The organism is Streptomyces roseochromogenus subsp. oscitans DS 12.976 (genome assembly GCF_000497445.1).
GTDB classification, from domain to species: domain Bacteria; phylum Actinomycetota; class Actinomycetes; order Streptomycetales; family Streptomycetaceae; genus Streptomyces; species Streptomyces oscitans.
In genome coordinates this window covers 5,799,812-5,815,992 of the sequence record NZ_CM002285.1, presented here as the reverse complement: position 1 = coordinate 5,815,992, position 16,181 = coordinate 5,799,812, and the positions used below count along the sequence as shown (strand labels likewise).

Below are 16,181 nucleotides of genomic sequence, written 5' to 3'. Positions count from 1 at the left end.
TCGCCGTGGTGTACGGGCTCGCCGGGCCGGTATAGGCGTACACGGCCTGTGCCGTCCGCTGCGCCGCGTACGCCTGCTCGCGCTGCATGAAGTGCCGGATGTCCGCGGCAAGGTAGTACGCGATCGTGGCCACCAGCGTGCCGAGCAGCAGGAACATGGCGAAGTTGCCGGCCGCTGTGCGGATCTCGTCGCCCGGCTCCATCGCCAGCAACATGATGCTGAGGATGTCGGCTGCCAGCACGGCGATGAACAGGCCCCAGTCCAGCGACCGGCGGGTGACGGCCGCCAGCCGCAGCATCATCGCCCAGGCCAGGAAGCCGATGCTGAACAACCCGATCGCCACGAACAGCACACGCAGCAGAACCAGCCACGCGGTGTGCGGCGGCTGCTTCACCGGCTGTCCGTAGCCGTGGCCTTGCATGGCTGCTCCTGATGCCTGATGTGGGCGTGCGTGTGCGCCCGGCGCTCCGGAGGGCGGACGACGCCGGTCGTGCGATTGTCGCTTCGAGCATATGACCCGGCACGGACAAGCGTCCCGGTTGTACCGAACCGTTGCCCGGCCCACGCGCGCGACCGCAGGGACGGGCCGTCTCCCGGCCCCCTGCGTCGCACGTCGCTCAGCCGGTCACAGCGGGTGCCGCATCCACACGTTGGGCTCGACGTAGACGGCGTATCCGCGCTCCGGTTCGCAGTGGACCGGTACCAGTGCGCCGGGCACCTCGACGTCCTCGGTGGTGTCGAACGGCAGCCCCGTCCAGCGGCGCCACTCCTCCAGCGAGGCGCCCACGGTCATGGAGGCCGGGGCGATGGAGTCGATGCGGGCGCCGGCGCGGGCGTGGACGCGCAGCCACGGATCCTCGGGCAGGCCGTCGGAGCGGACCCGGTGGGCGTACTCGGTGATCGGGGTGTGCGGTTCGCGGTGCTTGGCGCTGGGGCGGACGGGGGCGACGACCTCGCGGAAGCCGTGAGCGCGGGCGCCCGCGCGCATCGCCGAGAGCATGACGGCGGCCAGGCCATGACCCTGGGCGTGCGGGGCGATGGTGACGGAGATGGCGCTCACGGTGTCGGGGCGGGTGCCGCGGCGCAGATCGGCGAAGGCCCAGAGCAGGATCTGGTCCCAGCCGCGGGCGGGCAGGGCGCGCCGGCCGTCGACGTCGAGGGCGAAGGGCACGCTGAAGGCGTGGGCGACGATCTCGCCGTGCTCGTCCTCGGCGAACAGCGCGTATTCGGGCAGTTCGGTGGGGATGCGGCCGTAGTGCGCGTTGCCCACGGGGTCGTTGGTCACGAACTCGGGCCATGTGTCGGCCATCTCGAACAGCGCCGGCAGCCGGTCGGGCCGCTCGGCGATGCTGCTCACCCTGACGTCCATGACGTTCACGGTAGGCGGCGCGCACCGGCTCCGGTACCGGATTTCCGCCGGTCGGCGGGGCGGCCCGGCGGTGTGCGGAAACGCCCGGATCAGCGGGCGCGGAAACGCTCCGGTGCCTTCGTCGGGTTGCCGCCGGTGGGGAGTTTCTGGTCGGGGCAGCCGGCGAGGACCTTCTTCATGGCGGCCTTCTCGGCAGCGGTGACCCACAGGCCGTACTTCTTCTTGACGGCGACCTGGGTGGCCACATAGACGCAGCGGTACTGGCCGTTGGGCGGCAGCCAGGTGGCCGCGTCGCCGTCTCCCTTGCCCCGGTTGGTGCTCGCATCGACCGCGATGAGGTTCAGGGGGTCGTTGGCCAGGGCTATGCGCTTGCTCGCATCCCAGTACTCGGCGCCCTTCTGCCAGGCGTCGGAGAGCGGGACGACATGGTCGATGTCGACCTGGCTGGCGCCGCGCCGGTAGGTGATCTCCTTGCCGGAGTAGGGGTCGGGTGCGAGCAGGCCGTAGGAGACCCGGCAGTGACCACCGGTGAACTTCACGTCCTTCAGGTCGCGTTTGAGTATGTCGTCGCGGGTGTCGCAGGAGTTGGAGTCGGTGTCCGCCCAGGCGGTGCCGAACAGTTCCCGCGAGTAACCGGTCTTCGGCGCCCGGCCCTTGACGGACAGTGAGTCGACCGCGGCCAGTACCGCGCCGCTGCCGCCGCTCTGCGCGGGCCCGGAAACCCCCTTGGGCTTGTCCTTGGTACAGCCGGCCACGGCGACCAGCACGACCACGGCGGCGACCGCCCCGCCCCTCAGACGCGTCACGGTGCGTCCCCCTCACTCACCCCGGTCCGCCCTCGGACGCAGGCGGAATCGTTCCGTCCTTTACGTTAACTGCCCCGAGCCCGACTGCAGATGAGGACCAAAGCGGATTTTTCAGGCAGAGGGCCGTCGAGTTGGGGCATGCGGCACCCCGCGGGGGGAGCACGGCCGGCACGCGCGTGAGCCCGCTCACAACGGGCCGCCGTGGCGCTTGCCCCTGACGTTGGCGTCAGGGGCAAGCCCCTTCGGAAGTGACCAGGCCCTCCTGTTCATAGTGACGCAGGGCACACGGCGACACACCGGTCGCCGCCGCCGGCTCACCGGTCCTCTTGCCCCCTTACGGCTGCTACGACCCCAGGACGGAGGCGAGGAACTCGCCGACCCAGCCCAGCAGTTCGCGGCCGACCAGCGGCTTGCCGCCGACCTTCGCGGTCTTCGGGCGCGGGACCAGCACCTGGTGCACGGCCGGCTTGATGACCGTGCCCGGGTAGAGCCGCTTGACGCGCAGTTCCTGCGACTCGCGCAACTCCACCGGTGCGAAGCGGATGTTGGTGCCCTGCAGGACGATCTCGCCGACGCCGCACGCGCGCGCGAGCATCCGCAGACCGGCCACCAGCAGCAGGTTCTCCACCGGCTCCGGCAACTTGCCGTAGCGGTCGGTGAGTTCCTCGCGGACGGCCTTGATGTCCTCCTCGCTGTTGGCGGAGGCGATGGCCCGGTAGGCCTGCAGGCGCAGCCGCTCGCCGGGGGCGTAGTCGTGCGGGACGTGGGCGTCGACGGGCAGCTCGATCTTGACCTCGAGCGGCGGCTCCTCCTCGATCTCGCCGGTCTCCAGCTGTCGCCGGTAATCGGCGACGGCCTCGCCGACCATCCGGATGTACAGGTCGAAGCCGACGCCCGCGATGTGCCCGGACTGCTCGCCGCCTAGCAGGTTTCCGGCGCCGCGGATCTCCAGGTCCTTCATCGCCACGTACATGCCCGCGCCCATCTCGGTGTGCTGGGCGATGGTGGCGAGCCGTTCGTGCGCGGTCTCGGTCAGCGGCTTCTCCGGCGGGTACAGGAAGTAGGCGTAGCCGCGCTCGCGGCTCCGGCCGACCCGGCCGCGCAGCTGGTGCAGCTGGGACAGGCCGAAGGTGTCGCCGCGCTCCACGATCAGCGTGTTGGCGTTGGAGATGTCGATGCCGGACTCGACGATCGTGGTCGAGACGAGGACGTCGAACTTCTTCTCCCAGAAGTCGACGACCACCTGCTCCAGCGTCGATTCCGACATCTGGCCGTGAGCCGTGGCGATGCGCGCCTCGGGGACGATCTCACGCAGCCGGGCCGCGGCTCTGTCGATCGACTCGACGCGGTTGTGGATGTAGAAGACCTGGCCCTCGCGCAGCAGTTCGCGGCGGATGGCCGCGCCGATCTGCTTCTCCTCGTACGGCCCGACGAAGGTGAGCACCGGGTGGCGCTCCTCCGGGGGCGTGGTGATCGTGGACATCTCACGGATGCCGGTGACCGCCATCTCCAGGGTGCGCGGGATCGGGGTCGCGGACATGGTCAGCACGTCGACGTTGGCGCGGAGCTTCTTCAGCTGCTCCTTGTGCTCGACACCGAAGCGCTGCTCCTCGTCGACGATGACCAGGCCCAGGTCCTTGAACCTGGTCTCGGAGGAGAACAGGCGGTGGGTGCCGATGACGACGTCCACCGCGCCTTCCTTCAGGCCCTCCAGGACGGCCTTGGCCTCGGTGTCGGTCTGGAAGCGGGAGAGCGCCCTCACGCTCACCGGGAACTGCGCGTACCGCTCGGAGAACGTCCCGAAGTGCTGCTGCACCAGCAGGGTCGTCGGTACGAGGACGGCGACCTGTTTGCCGTCCTGTACGGCCTTGAAGGCGGCCCGCACCGCGATCTCGGTCTTGCCGTAGCCGACGTCGCCGCAGACCAGGCGGTCCATGGGGACCGACTTCTCCATGTCGTCCTTGACCTCGGCGATGGTGGTGAGCTGGTCCGGGGTCTCGGCGTAGGGGAAGGCGTCCTCCAGCTCGCGCTGCCAGGGCGTGTCGGTGCCGAAGGCGTGGCCGGGGGCGGCCATGCGCGCGCTGTACAGCTTGATCAGATCGGCGGCGATCTCCTTGACGGCCTTCTTCGCGCGGGCCTTGGTCTTCGTCCAGTCGGCGCCGCCGAGCCGGTGCAGGGTGGGGGCCTCGCCACCGACGTACTTGGTGATCTGCTCCAGCTGGTCGGTCGGGATGTACAGCCGGTCGCCGGGCTGGCCGCGCTTGGCGGGCGCGTACTCGACCACCAGGTACTCGCGCGTGGCGCCCTGGACGGTGCGCTGCACCATCTCGATGTATCGGCCGACGCCGTGCTGTTCGTGGACGATGTAGTCGCCCGCCTCCAGGGTGAGCGGGTCGATGGTCTTGCGGCGGCGGGCCGGCATCCGGGCGCCCTCGCGGCCGGTCGCGCGCTGGCCGGACAGGTCGGTCTCGGTGAGCACGGCGAGCTTGAGCGCCGGGTCGACGAGGCCGTACTCGATCGAGCCGCAGGAGACGTGCACCACCGAGGGGCTCAGCTCGCCGAGGTCGGCGTCGAGGCGGGCGGCGATGCCCTCGCCGCCGAGCACCTCCGCCGTGCGGGCGGCCGGGCCGTGGCCCTCGGTGACGAACACCGTGCGCCAGCCGTCGGCGAGCCAGCCCTTGGTGTCGGCGAGGGCCCGCGCGGTGTCGCCTCGGTAGGTCTCGGGCGCGTGCATGCCGAGCTTGAGGGTGTCGGCGTCCAGGGTCTCGTCGGCCGCGAACGGCGACACCGACCACCACATCATGTCCAGCTCGCGCGCCCGGTCCCGGACGTCCGCGATGGACCACAGCGACGCCGCGCCGACGTCGATCGGGGCCTCGCCTCCGCCTGCGGTGGCCGCCCAGGAGGCCTGCAGGAACTCCTGGGAGGTGGCCACGAGATCGGCGGCACGCGTGCGGACGCGCTCCGGGTCGCAGACGACGGCCATCGCGCCCTTGGGGAGGACGTCGAGGAGCAGCTCCATGTCGTCGACCAGGACAGGGGCGAGGGACTCCATGCCTTCGACCGCGATGCCCTCGGCGATCTTGTTCAGGAGTTCGCCCAGCTCCGGGTGCTCCTCGGCGAGGGCACGCGCGCGTGCCCGTACGTCAGCGGTGAGCAGCAGCTCGCGGCACGGCGGCGCCCACAGGCCGTGCTCGGCCACTTCGAGGGAGCGCTGGTCGGCGACCTTGAAGTAGCGGATCTCCTCGACGTCGTCGCCCCAGAACTCCACGCGCAGGGGGTGTTCCTCGGTGGGCGGGAAGACGTCCAGGATGCCGCCGCGCACGGCGAACTCGCCGCGCTTCTCGACCAGTTCCACGCGCGCGTAGGCGGCGGCCGCGAGGGCCTCCACCACGTCGTTCAGATCGGCGGTCCGGCCGGTCCTCAGGGACACCGGTTCCAGGTCGCCGAGGCCCTTGACCTGCGGCTGCAGCACGGAACGCACGGGCGCCACGACGACGGAGACCGGGCCGGTCTCGGGGTCGTCGGGGCTGGGGTGGGCGAGGCGGCGCAGGACGGCGAGGCGGCGGCCGACGGTGTCGCTGCGCGGGCTGAGCCGCTCGTGCGGGAGGGTCTCCCAGGAGGGGTACTCCACGACGCCCTCGGCGGGCAGCAGGGAGCGCAGGGCGGCGGCCAGGTCCTCGGCCTCGCGGCCCGTCGCCGTGACCGCGAGCACCGGGCGGCCTGCCTCGCGGGCGAGGGCGGCGACCGCGAAGGGGCGGGCCGCCGGGGGGCCGACGAGGTCGACGTGCATGCGGTTGCCGTCCGCGGCCGCCGTGATCGCTTCCGCGAGGGCGGGGTCCTTGACGACGGCGTCGAGCAGACCGTGCAGGCTCATGGAGGGCTTTTCCGTCCAGGGTGTCGGCAACACGAAGGGCCCGACTCGTGTGACGGGCCGGGGCTGTCCAGCGTACGACGCCGGCGGCGTTGCCGTCGGGGGCTGTGGATAACCCCTGTTTGCCGTTGACGGCAAAGCCCGGTGCCGGGAAGTCGCCCAAGACTCCCCGGCACCGGGTTTTCCCCCGCAACCCCCGTATGCGGTGGTCGTCGGCCGTGCACCCCCTGTGCGGTGGTCGTCGGCCCAGCCTGCGCGGCTAGTCCGTCGCGATGGCGTTCAGGACGTTCATCCGGCCCGCCCGGAACGCCGGGATCAGTGCGGCGAGCAGGCCCACGAAGGCCGAGGCGATGAAGACCGTGATGATCGTCGGCCAGGGGATGTCCAGGACCTTCAGGCCCTGCAGTGCGAGGAGCTTCTGGGCGGTCGCGCCCCAGCCCATGCCGAGGCCGAGGCCGAGCAGGGCCCCGAAGAGGGCGATCACCACGGACTCCAGGCGGATCATGCGGCGCAGCTGGCGGCGGGAGAGGCCGATGGCCCGCATGAGGCCGATCTCCCGGGTCCGCTCGACCACCGACAGGGCCAGGGTGTTCACGACACCCAGGACCGCGACGATGATCGCGAGGGCCAACAGGCCGTAGATCATGTTCAGCAGCTGGCCGATCTGGTCCTTCAGCGCCTTCTTGTAGTCGGTCTGGTCGCGCACGGTCAGCTGCGGGTAGCCGTCGTGCAGGGCCGCCTTCAGTGCCTTGTAGGCGGCGGCCTGCTGTCCGTCCTTGGCGGTGGCGAAGACCATCTCGTCCAGTGGCATCTTGCCGACGGGCACGTACTTGGCGAGCGTGGCGATCGACGTGTACGTGGCGCCCTGGTCGATCACGTCGTCGCTGCTGGTGATCGCCCGGACCGTCAGACGGGCGGTGCTGCCGTCCTTGAAGGCGACGGTGATCTTCGAGCCGAGGTGGATGCCGTGAGCCTTGGCGAACTTCTCGTGGACGGACATCGAGTCGGGCAGGTAGGCGTCCTCGAGGTTCCCGGCGACGGTCTTCTTGCGCAGGTCGGTCGCGTACGTCGGGTCGGCGGCCGTGATGTCCGTGTCCTTGAGGGTCTGACCGTCCGGGGTGGTGAAGTCGGCCTGGGCCGGCCGGTACTCGGTGACCCGTGCGAGCCCCGGGGTGCCCTTGATGAGCTTGACCGCCTGGGGGGTGACCAGCTGCTGGTTGTCCGGCTGGACGATGAAGTCCGTGCCGACGGTCTTGTCGAGCTGGTCGGTGGCCGAGGCCACCATGGAGGAGCCGACCACCGACAGGCAGGCCACCAGGGCGAGGCCGATCATCAGGGCCGCGCCGGTGGCGCCGGTGCGGCGCGGGTTGCGCAGCGCGTTGCGCTCGGCCATGCGGCCGACCGGACCGAAGATCCGCAGGATGAGCGCGCCGAGGACGCGGACCAGGCCGCCGGCTAGCAGCGGGCCGATGACGATGAAGCCGATCAGCGTGGCCACCACGCCGAGGCCCAGCCAGCCCGAGCCGGCCTTGGCCTTGTCGGCGGTGGCGGCGACGTACAGGCTGAGGCCGCCGGCGCCGGTGAGGAGCAGGCCGATCACGGCCCGGACGACGCCGGCCTTGGCGTCGGCCGGGGCGCCCGCGTCGCGCAGGGCGGCCATCGGGGAGACCTTGCCGGCGCGCCGGGCGGGCAGGTAGGCGGCCAGGACGGTGACCACGACACCGAGGAGCAGGCCGACGGTGGGGGTCGTCCAGGCGATGGTCAGGTCGTCGGTGGACAGGTGCATGCCCATCTTGCCCATGAGCTTCATCAGGCCGACCGCGATGCCGACGCCCGCGCCGACGCCGAGCACGGAGCCGATCACGCCGAGCAGCAGCGCCTCGGCCAGCACAGAGCGGTTGACCTGTTTGCGGGAGGAGCCGATGGCTCGCATCAGGCCGATCTCGCGGGTGCGCTGGGCGACCAGCATGGAGAAGGTGTTGATGATCAGGAAGATGCCGACGAGGAAGGCGATCCCGGCGAAGCCGAGCATCGCGTACTTCATGACGTTCAGGAAGCTCTTGATGCTCTTCTGGTTGGCATCGGCGACCTCCTTGGCGGTCTGCACCTTGTAGCCGTGGCCGAGGGCGGCCGTGACGTTCTTCTTCAGCTGGTCGTTCGTCACGCCCTGGGCGGCGGTGACGTTGACGTCGGTGTAGACGCCGGTCCGGCCGACCAGGGTCTGCTGGGCGGTCTTCGTGTCCAGGTAGAAGATGGCCGCGCCCGGGTTGGTGACCTTGAAGGCGGCGATGCCGGACACGCGCGCGTGGTGCGTGCCGACGACCGAGATCATGCCGATGTCGGAGCCGATCTTGAGGTGGTGCTTGTCGGCGGTGTCCTCGTCGACCATGACCTGGTCCGGGCCCTGGGGCGCCGCACCCTTGGTGATCTCCATGGTGCGGGCGTCGTTGCCGTTCCAGCTGCCCACGATGGTCGGGGCGCCGCTGCTGGGCGACAGCTTGTCCTTCTTGGCGTCGATCACGGTGACCGAGGTGGAGAAGACGGTGCCCTCGGCCTTCCGCACACCCTGGGCCTTGCGGGTCGCGTCGACCACGGAGGCCGGCAGGACCGGCGGCCTGCCGGTGCGGGAGGTCGTCTCGCCGGTGTCGGAGGAGCCCTTCGCGCTGACCGTCACGTCCGAGGCGGTGGCCTGGAACAGCTTGTCGAAGGTGGTGTTCATGGTGTCGGTGAACACCAGCGTGCCGCACACGAACGCCACCGACAGCAGCACCGCGACCGCCGACAGCGCCATCCGGCCCTTGTGCGCGAAGAAGTTGCGCATCGAGGTCTTCAGGACGGTCATGACGTACGCCCCCGGGCGTCGAAGTCCTTCATGCGGTCCAGGACCTGATCGGCCGTCGGCTGGTACATCTCGTCGACGATCCGGCCGTCGGCGAGGTAGAGCACGCGGTCGGCGTAGGAGGCGGCCACGGGGTCGTGCGTGACCATCACGATGGTCTGGCCGAGTTCGTCGACCGAGCGGCGCAGGAAGCCGAGGACTTCGGCGCCCGCGCGCGAGTCGAGGTTCCCGGTCGGCTCGTCCCCGAAGATGATCTCCGGGCGGGCGGCGAGGGCCCGGGCCACGGCGACGCGCTGCTGCTGGCCGCCGGAGAGCTGGGTCGGCCGGTGCTTGAGCCGGCCTGCGAGGCCGACGGTCTCCACGACACGGTCCAGCCAGGCCTTGTCCGGCTTTCGGCCCGCTATGTCCATGGGCAGCGTGATGTTCTCGAGCGCGTTCAGCGTCGGCAGCAGGTTGAACGCCTGGAAGATGAAGCCGATCCGGTCCCGGCGCAGCTGCGTGAGTTTCCTGTCCTTCAGGCCGGTGATCTCGGTCTCGTCCAGGTAGATCTGACCGCTGGTCACGGTGTCGAGCCCGGCGAGGCAGTGCATGAGCGTGGACTTGCCGGACCCCGAGGGCCCCATGATCGCGGTGAACTGACCGCGTGCGATGTCCACGTCCACGTGATCGAGGGCGACGACACGGGTCTCGCCGGACCCGTACGCCTTCACGAGCTGCCGCGCCCGCGCGGCAACGGCCGTACTCCCTCCCGCCGCCCGGCCACCGCCCCTCATCGAGGCGCTTCGCGCCACACCTTCTGAATCGCCCCCGTGCCCGGGAATGGTCACAGCCGATGTCACGGTATGTCTCCTATGTCGGTTGACAAGTCGATGAGTGGCGCCCCGGTGTGTGCCGGGGTGCCGGTGTCGGGTGTCGGGGTGTCGTCCTGAGTACGTCGTTGAGTCTCGCGGCCGGCGGGGTCCTCGCGCGCTGGTGCGAAGCCCCCTCTTTCCCGGGGGAAAACCCCACCCCGCCGGTGCGGTCGGCCGCCCCCCCAGCGGCGTAAAGCCAGATTAAGGAGCGGACCCGGTCCCGCTCGTCCTCCGCCGGAACGAACCCTCCCCGAGCCGTAGTACGGAGGGACCCCTAGGGGTGCTCCACCCCGGGGCGGAGCCTTTCTCGGGGTCGTCTCCACCCTTCGGCCCGGAAAGCGTCCACCCTCCGGTCGCAATCCAGAAGGTGCCGCGCGAAGCGCGCCGTTGAGGGGCGGTGGTCGGGCGACGGGCGGGCCAAGCTCACGGGCGCGTGGCAAGCTGTCGTACCGGAGATAGATGCAAGGGACACGGGGCAGGGTCCTGCCGGGGGTCAGGGAGCCAGGGAGTCACGGGGAGGGGTTCGGGGTGGGAAGCACGACACCCGCGATACGCGGCGGCACGGCCGGGCGAGAGGACACCCGGCGGCGGGGCGCGGTGGTCGCCGCGCTGATGCTGGCGATGGCACTGGCCGCGCTGGACTCCACCGTCGTCTCCACGGCCGTACCGCAGATCGTCGGCGACCTCGGCGGCTTCTCGGTCTTCTCCTGGCTCTTCTCCGGCTATCTGCTGGCCGTGACCGTCACGCTCCCCGTCTACGGCAAGCTGTCCGACACCTTCGGCCGCAAGCCGGTGCTGGTGACGGGCGCGGCCGTGTTCCTGCTGGGCTCGCTGCTGTGCGCGGGGGCCTGGAACATGGCGGCGCTGATCGCGTTCCGGATCGTGCAGGGCCTGGGCGGCGGGGCGTTGCAGGGCACCGTGCAGACGCTGGCCGCCGATCTGTATCCGCTGGCGGAGCGCCCGAAGATCCAGTCCAAGCTGTCCACCGTGTGGGCGGTGTCGGCGGTGGCCGGGCCGGGACTCGGCGGGGTACTGGCCGCGTACGCCGACTGGCGCTGGATCTTCCTGATCAACCTGCCGATCGGCGCCGCCGCACTGTGGCTGATCGTCCGTCATCTGCACGAGCCCGAGCGGGAGAAGACACAGGAGACACAGGAAACGGGCAAGGCGGAGAAGACGGGGGGCGCGGAAAGCACGGCACGCGCGCGTGTGGACTGGGCCGGGGCGCTCGCGGTGTTCGCGTGCGGCGGGGTGCTGCTGACCGCGCTGGTGCAGGGCGGGGTCGCCTGGCCGTGGCTGTCGGCGCCCTCGCTGACGCTCTTCGGCACCGGTCTGGCGCTCGCCGGTGTGGTGGTCGTGGTGGAGCGGCGGGCGGCGCAGCCGATCATCCCCGGGTGGGTGTGGCGGCGCCGGACGATCGCGGCCGTCAATCTGGCGCTCGGCGCGCTGGGACTGCTGATGGTGGCGCCGAGCGTGTTCCTGCCGACGTACGCGCAGTCGGTGCTCGGACTCGCTCCCGTGGCCGCCGGTTTCGTGCTGTCGGTGTGGACACTCAGCTGGCCGGTGTCGGCCGCGTTCAGCCAGCACATCTACCGGCGCATCGGCTTCCGGGACACCGCGCTGCTCGGCATCGGCCTGGCCACCCTGATCCTGTGCGCGTTCCCGTTCCTGCCGTACCCCGGCTCATGGTGGCAGCCGACACTGCTGATGCTGCTCCTCGGCGGCGCGCTCGGGCTGTTCCAGCTGCCGCTGATCGTCGGGGTGCAGTCGACGGTGGGCTGGTCGGAGCGGGGCACCACGACTGCGTCCGTGCTGTTCTGCCGGCAGACCGGACAGACCGTGGGCGCGTCGCTGTTCGGCGCCGTCGCCAACGGGGTGCTGGCCGCACACCTGGGCGGGGCGGGCGATCTGGACTCCGTCACGCGCGCGTTGGACGCCGGTACGGCCCCGGAGGCGACCCGGCGGGCCATCGCCGACGCCGTGCACGCGGTGTATCTCGGCGCGGCGGGCGCGGCGGCACTGGCCTTCCTGGTGCTGCTGCTGGTGGCACCACGACGGTTCCCGGTGCGGCAGGAGTGAGGCAGCCGCGACCGGTGCCGGGCCGTCCTGGTTAACGCGGGTAACACCCCAGGTCGGACAGCGTTTTTGCGTAGTAAGCGCATACCGACCGGCCAGTTCGGTGAAAACGCCACGCGGCCCGGAACCCGCGAGTAACGTGCGTGGCTCCAATCCCCACCCCACCTCCCTGCGGTCCACCGCCACGGACCCGAGCCACGCAAGGAGCCCCGGGATGTCCTACGACCCGCCGCACCCGTCGTACGACCCGCCCCATCCGTGCTACGACCCACCCCGCCCCTTCGACTCACCCAGTCCGCCCTACGACGCCTCGCGCCCGCCCTACGGCCCAGCCCCCCGCCCCGCCGTCGGCCCACCGCACCCCTCTCGCCTCACCTACCCCTGGCAGCCCGCACCCCCACAGCCGCCCCGGACGGAGCTCCGGCCGCCCCGCGAACCCCTCGGCCACCACAGCGACCTGCGCGTGCTGCGCGGCGCCTACCGCTGGCAGCGGCGCACCGCCACGCTCACCGCGCTGGGCTACTTCACCCTGTTCCTGGTCCTGTCCGCGAGCGCGCCCGGCGTGATGACGCGCACGGTCACCGACGGCATCCCCGCCGGCCTGCTGCTCGCCCTGCTCCAACTCCCGGTCACCTGGCTCGCGATCGCCCTGTACGAGCTCACCGCGCGCCGGCACGTCGATCCGCTCGCGGACCGCATCCGCAAGGTGGCCGAACTGGACGCACGCCGAGGAGCGACCCGATGAGCGGCGCCGCCGGCACTCCGGCCGTGGGAGGCTTCACCGGTTTCAGCGGCTCGGCCCAGTCCATGTCCCTGATCGCCTTCTCCACCGTCGCCACGATCACCCTGCTGCTGTGCGTGATGACCGGCCCCGACCACGACGACCTCGACGAGTTCTACACCGGATACAGCTCCCTGTCCCCGCTGCGCAACGGCCTCGCCATCGCCGGCGACTACATCTCCGCCGCCACCGTCCTCGGCACCGGCGGAGTGATCGCCCTGTGCGGCTACGACGGTGTCGTCCTCGCGCTCAGTACCGCGCTGTCGCTGATGCTGCTGATGTTCCTGCTGGCCGAACCGCTGCGCAACGCGGGCCGGTTCACGATGGGCGACGCGCTCGCCCGCCGGCTGCCGGGCCGCTGTGTGCGCATCACGGCCTGCGCGGTCACGATCGCCGCGCTGCTGCCGCTGATGCTGGTCCAACTCGCCGGAACCGGGCAGCTGATGGCGTTCATCCTGGGCTTCTCCAACGCGTCGCTGAAGACCGCGTGCGTCGCGGGCCTGGGCGCCCTGATGATCGCCTACGCGGCGATCGGCGGCATGAAGGGCACCGCGCTCATCCAGATCCTGAAGATCGTGATGCTGGTCGGTTCGGGCGCCGTGGTCGCCGTGCTGATCCTGCAGCGCTTCGACTGGGACCCGGGCGCCCTGTTCTCCGCCGCCGCGCGGCAGAGCGGCGCCGGGCCCGCCTTCCTGCACTCCGGGCTGGAGTTCGGCACCGGGCCGCGGTCCCGGCTCGACATGATCGCCTCGGAACTGACGGTGGTGCTCGGCGGCGGCGTCCTGCCGCACATCACCATGCGCATGTACACCGCCTCCAGCGCCCGCCAGGTGCGTCGTTCGATGTCCTGGGCGGTGTCGATCGTCGCCCTGTTCGTGCTCGTCATCACGGTGGTCGGGTTCGGCGCCACCGCTCTGGTGGGCCGTTCCGTGATCGCCGGTGCCGATCCGCAGGGCAACACCGCGTATCTGCTGGGCTCGCGGGCGGCGTTCGGCGCCGACGTGTCCACGGCGGAGACCTTCCTGTTCACCATGGTCACGACCGCGATCTTCCTGACCCTGCTCGCCTCGGTCGCCGGGATGATCCTCGCCTGCGCCAACTCCCTCGCCCACGACGTGTTCGCCGCCCGCGTGCAGGAGATGCCGGCCCGGCGCGAGATGGCGCTGGCCCGCGTCTCGGCGCTCGCCATAGGGGTACCGACGATCCTGCTGGCCACACTGGTCCAGCACCACAGCCTGCAGCCGCTGGTGACGCTCTCCTTCTGCCTGGGCGCCTCGGCCATCGCCCCCGCCCTGGTGTACGGGCTCTTCTGGCGCCGCTACACCCGCAGCGGGCTGCTGAGCACCCTGATCGGGGGCTCGCTGACCGTGCTGCTGCTCATGCCGGGCACCAACCTGGTCTCCGGCTCCCCCGTCTCGGCCTTCCCGCACGCCGACTTCAACTGGTTCCCCTTCACCACCACCGGCATCGTCTCCATCCCCGCCGGCTTCTTCTTCGGCTGGCTCGGCACGGTCGCCTCTGGCCGCACCAAGGCGGAACAGCAGCGGCGCCAGTACGAGGCGGTGGAGGGGTGGATCCTGGCGGGGGCGGTGCGGAAGGGAGGGTGAGCGGGGGTGTGGGCGCCAGCACGTGCGGAAGCGCGCGGGCGCGGGGCGTGCAGGAGCGTGCCGGCGCAAGGCGTGGGGGAGGGGAGCGTGGAGGGGTGTGGGCGCGGGGCGTGCAGGAGAGAACGGGCGCGCGGCGTGGAGGTGCCCACACGCGGGGGCACTCGGGGTGGCTGGATCGAGGTGGCCGGAGGGGCTATTCCAGGACCGCTCTGCCCGTCAGCGAGATCAGGCGGCTGCGGACGTGGTCCATGTGTGCCTGCACGTCGTCCCAGGTCTCGCCGTGCTCGCGCAGCACCTGTTCCGTCTCCCCGGCGATACGTTCCTCGCGCACACGCGCGTCGGCGACGATTTCGGCGGCACGCGCGTGTGCCTCCTCCTCGCTGCGGCGCGCGAACTCCTCGGCCTCGGTGAGGGCCCGCTTGGCCTCGGACAGCGCGGCCTCGGCGAGGCTCGCCCGCTCGGCGTGCCGGGCGTCCATCGCGGCGATCCGCTCGGCTTCCTCGCGCTCGGCCTCGGCCCACTGCTCGGTGTGCTCCCGGGACTGGTCGGTGAGCATGCCGGTGGTGCGCTGCCGTACCTCGCGCAACGAGCCGAGCGCCGCTCCGCGCCCTTCTTTCACTTCGCGCCGGGCGCCGATGCGGAGGGCGTCGGCTTCCGCGCGCGCGGCGGCGAGCAACTGACTGGCGTATTCGTCGGCTTCCGCGCGGAGCGCGTCCGCCGCTTCCTGCGCCTCCCGGCGCGTGCTGGCGGCGCGTGCTTCGGCCTGCGCGACCTGCTCGCCCGCTTCGCGCCGCGTGCGCTCGCGGAGATCCGCCGCCTCCTCCAGCACATGCTGGAACAAGCCCTGCGCGCGCTCCCCGAGAGCCTCGTACGCCTGCGGTGGGAGCTGGGCGACGGCCTCGCGCAACCGCTCGGCCTCCGCCTCCATTTCCTTGGCGAGCACAGTCAGCCGCGCGGCTCGTTCCCACGCGGCGTCACGGTCGTACGACAACGCCTCCAGGGTGGCGTCGACCTGATCGGGGCGGTAGCCACGCCCCCGGGCGGTCATGAAGCCGTGGGGCGAACTCGATGCGCTGCTCACCTTGGGAACCCCTCTCCACCGGACATACACGACACGACGATTTCGCGCATATCTTGATGGATCGGGCGTAAGTGTTCATAACGCGACACTCCGCAGTCACAACATGCTCGAAATCCCGCACTCCGCGATCGGTGTGAAGCGGGGGCCGCTCACCCTCCTTCCTGCTCAAGGGCAATGGCCGTACCCCGAACGGGCGCCGCCCGCCCGGGAAGGCAGGACGTGACGCATCGCCCCCGCGCCGCGAAGTCGCCGGAAACGGCACCGGCCCGTCGTGTCCTCCACGCGTGCGTGCAGGACCCGACGGGCCGCGATCCGGGCGGTGTGCCTACAGCAGCCCGTCCCACATCTGTTCCAGCAGCACCGACCACCAGCTCTCCGGCGAGCCGAGCGCCGCCGGGTCCAGCGCGGCCAGCTGCGCCTGGAAGTCGACTGTCCAGCGGCCGGCCTGCTCCTGGTTCAGCCCGTACCGCAGACGCCACATCCGGCCCAGCAACGCCAGACAGCGAGCGAACTCCGGCAGCCCGCTGTTCACGAACTGCGGCGGCACCGGAGCCCCGCCCGGCCCTGCCTCGACGGGCACGGCCACGATGTTCGCCGTCCCGTACTGCACACAGATCGCCCTGCCGAAGTCGGTGCCCATGACGAGGTACGAGCCCGCGTCCGACGCCGGCTGCACCCCACGCTCGGCCGCCAGCTCCGCCAACGTCGGCACCGGACGGCCCGGCTGGGCCTGCGCCCAGAAGAACGGCCCCATGTCCAGCGGCAACCCGGCCACGACCAGCGTGTGCGCCACGATCGGCGGCACCCCCTGCCGCGACACCGCCTGCTGGTCGAACCGGAAGATGCCCGGCCCGAACGCCGCCGCCAGTTCCTGCGCAATGCCCTCCGGCGGGACCG

Annotated in this window: 10 protein-coding genes and 2 pseudogenes; 3 read left to right on the top strand and 9 right to left on the bottom strand. The window is 71.2% G+C overall.

All coding sequences use genetic code 11. From position 1 onward, the window contains the following. From M878_RS48825 to M878_RS74780, 7 genes and pseudogenes are all read right to left on the bottom strand, one after another. Positions 1-421: pseudogene (locus tag M878_RS48825) on the bottom strand (hypothetical protein); the annotation flags it as partial. Between the two features lie 204 nt (positions 422-625). Next, the gene (locus M878_RS74800) at positions 626-1,369 is read right to left on the bottom strand and encodes a GNAT family N-acetyltransferase (RefSeq protein WP_023549956.1); all 744 of its coding nucleotides are present in this window, start codon (positions 1,367-1,369) and stop codon (positions 626-628) included. Between the two features lie 89 nt (positions 1,370-1,458). Next, positions 1,459-2,175 (bottom strand): HNH endonuclease family protein, encoded by a 717-nt coding sequence (locus M878_RS74795; protein ID WP_023549955.1) that lies wholly within the window; start codon positions 2,173-2,175, stop codon positions 1,459-1,461. Positions 2,176-2,401: 226 nt separating this feature from the next. Further along, positions 2,402-2,488 (bottom strand): annotated as a pseudogene (locus tag M878_RS000000100160) (hypothetical protein); the annotation flags it as partial. 30 nt (positions 2,489-2,518) lie between these two features. Beyond that, complete coding sequence (gene mfd / locus M878_RS74790; RefSeq protein WP_023549954.1) at positions 2,519-6,052, bottom strand: transcription-repair coupling factor; 3,534 nt, start codon at positions 6,050-6,052, stop codon at positions 2,519-2,521. Positions 6,053-6,308: 256 nt separating this feature from the next. Beyond that, positions 6,309-8,891, bottom strand: coding sequence for an ABC transporter permease (locus M878_RS74785; protein ID WP_023549953.1), 2,583 nt, complete (start codon positions 8,889-8,891; stop codon positions 6,309-6,311). Continuing rightward, positions 8,888-9,727, bottom strand: coding sequence for an ABC transporter ATP-binding protein (locus tag M878_RS74780; RefSeq protein ID WP_425347910.1), 840 nt, complete (start codon positions 9,725-9,727; stop codon positions 8,888-8,890). The genes M878_RS74785 and M878_RS74780 overlap by 4 nt, the downstream gene beginning before the upstream one ends. Before the next feature lie 540 nt (positions 9,728-10,267). Here M878_RS74780 and M878_RS74775 point away from each other — a divergent pair. The 3 genes from M878_RS74775 (at position 10,268) to M878_RS74765 (ending at position 14,203) form a co-directional block, all read left to right on the top strand. Further along, on the top strand, positions 10,268-11,818 hold the full coding sequence (locus M878_RS74775; RefSeq protein WP_023549951.1) for an MFS transporter: 1,551 nt from the start codon (positions 10,268-10,270) through the stop codon (positions 11,816-11,818). A gap of 211 nt (positions 11,819-12,029) precedes the next feature. Continuing rightward, positions 12,030-12,560, top strand: a complete 531-nt coding sequence (locus tag M878_RS74770; RefSeq protein ID WP_023549950.1) for a DUF485 domain-containing protein — start codon at positions 12,030-12,032, stop codon at positions 12,558-12,560. Further along, positions 12,557-14,203, top strand: a complete 1,647-nt coding sequence (locus M878_RS74765) for a sodium/solute symporter (RefSeq protein WP_023549949.1) — start codon at positions 12,557-12,559, stop codon at positions 14,201-14,203. Before M878_RS74770 ends, M878_RS74765 begins: the two co-directional genes overlap by 4 nt. Before the next feature lie 193 nt (positions 14,204-14,396). Here M878_RS74765 and M878_RS74760 read toward each other — a convergent pair whose 3' ends face one another. Together M878_RS74760 and M878_RS74755 are read right to left on the bottom strand one after the other, a co-directional pair. Continuing rightward, positions 14,397-15,251: a hypothetical protein gene (locus M878_RS74760; RefSeq protein ID WP_023549948.1), complete on the bottom strand. Its 855-nt coding sequence runs from the start codon at positions 15,249-15,251 to the stop codon at positions 14,397-14,399. Positions 15,252-15,609: 358 nt separating this feature from the next. After that, a partial coding sequence (locus M878_RS74755; RefSeq protein ID WP_023549947.1) for an SUKH-4 family immunity protein occupies positions 15,610-16,181 on the bottom strand: 572 nt, incomplete at its 5' end.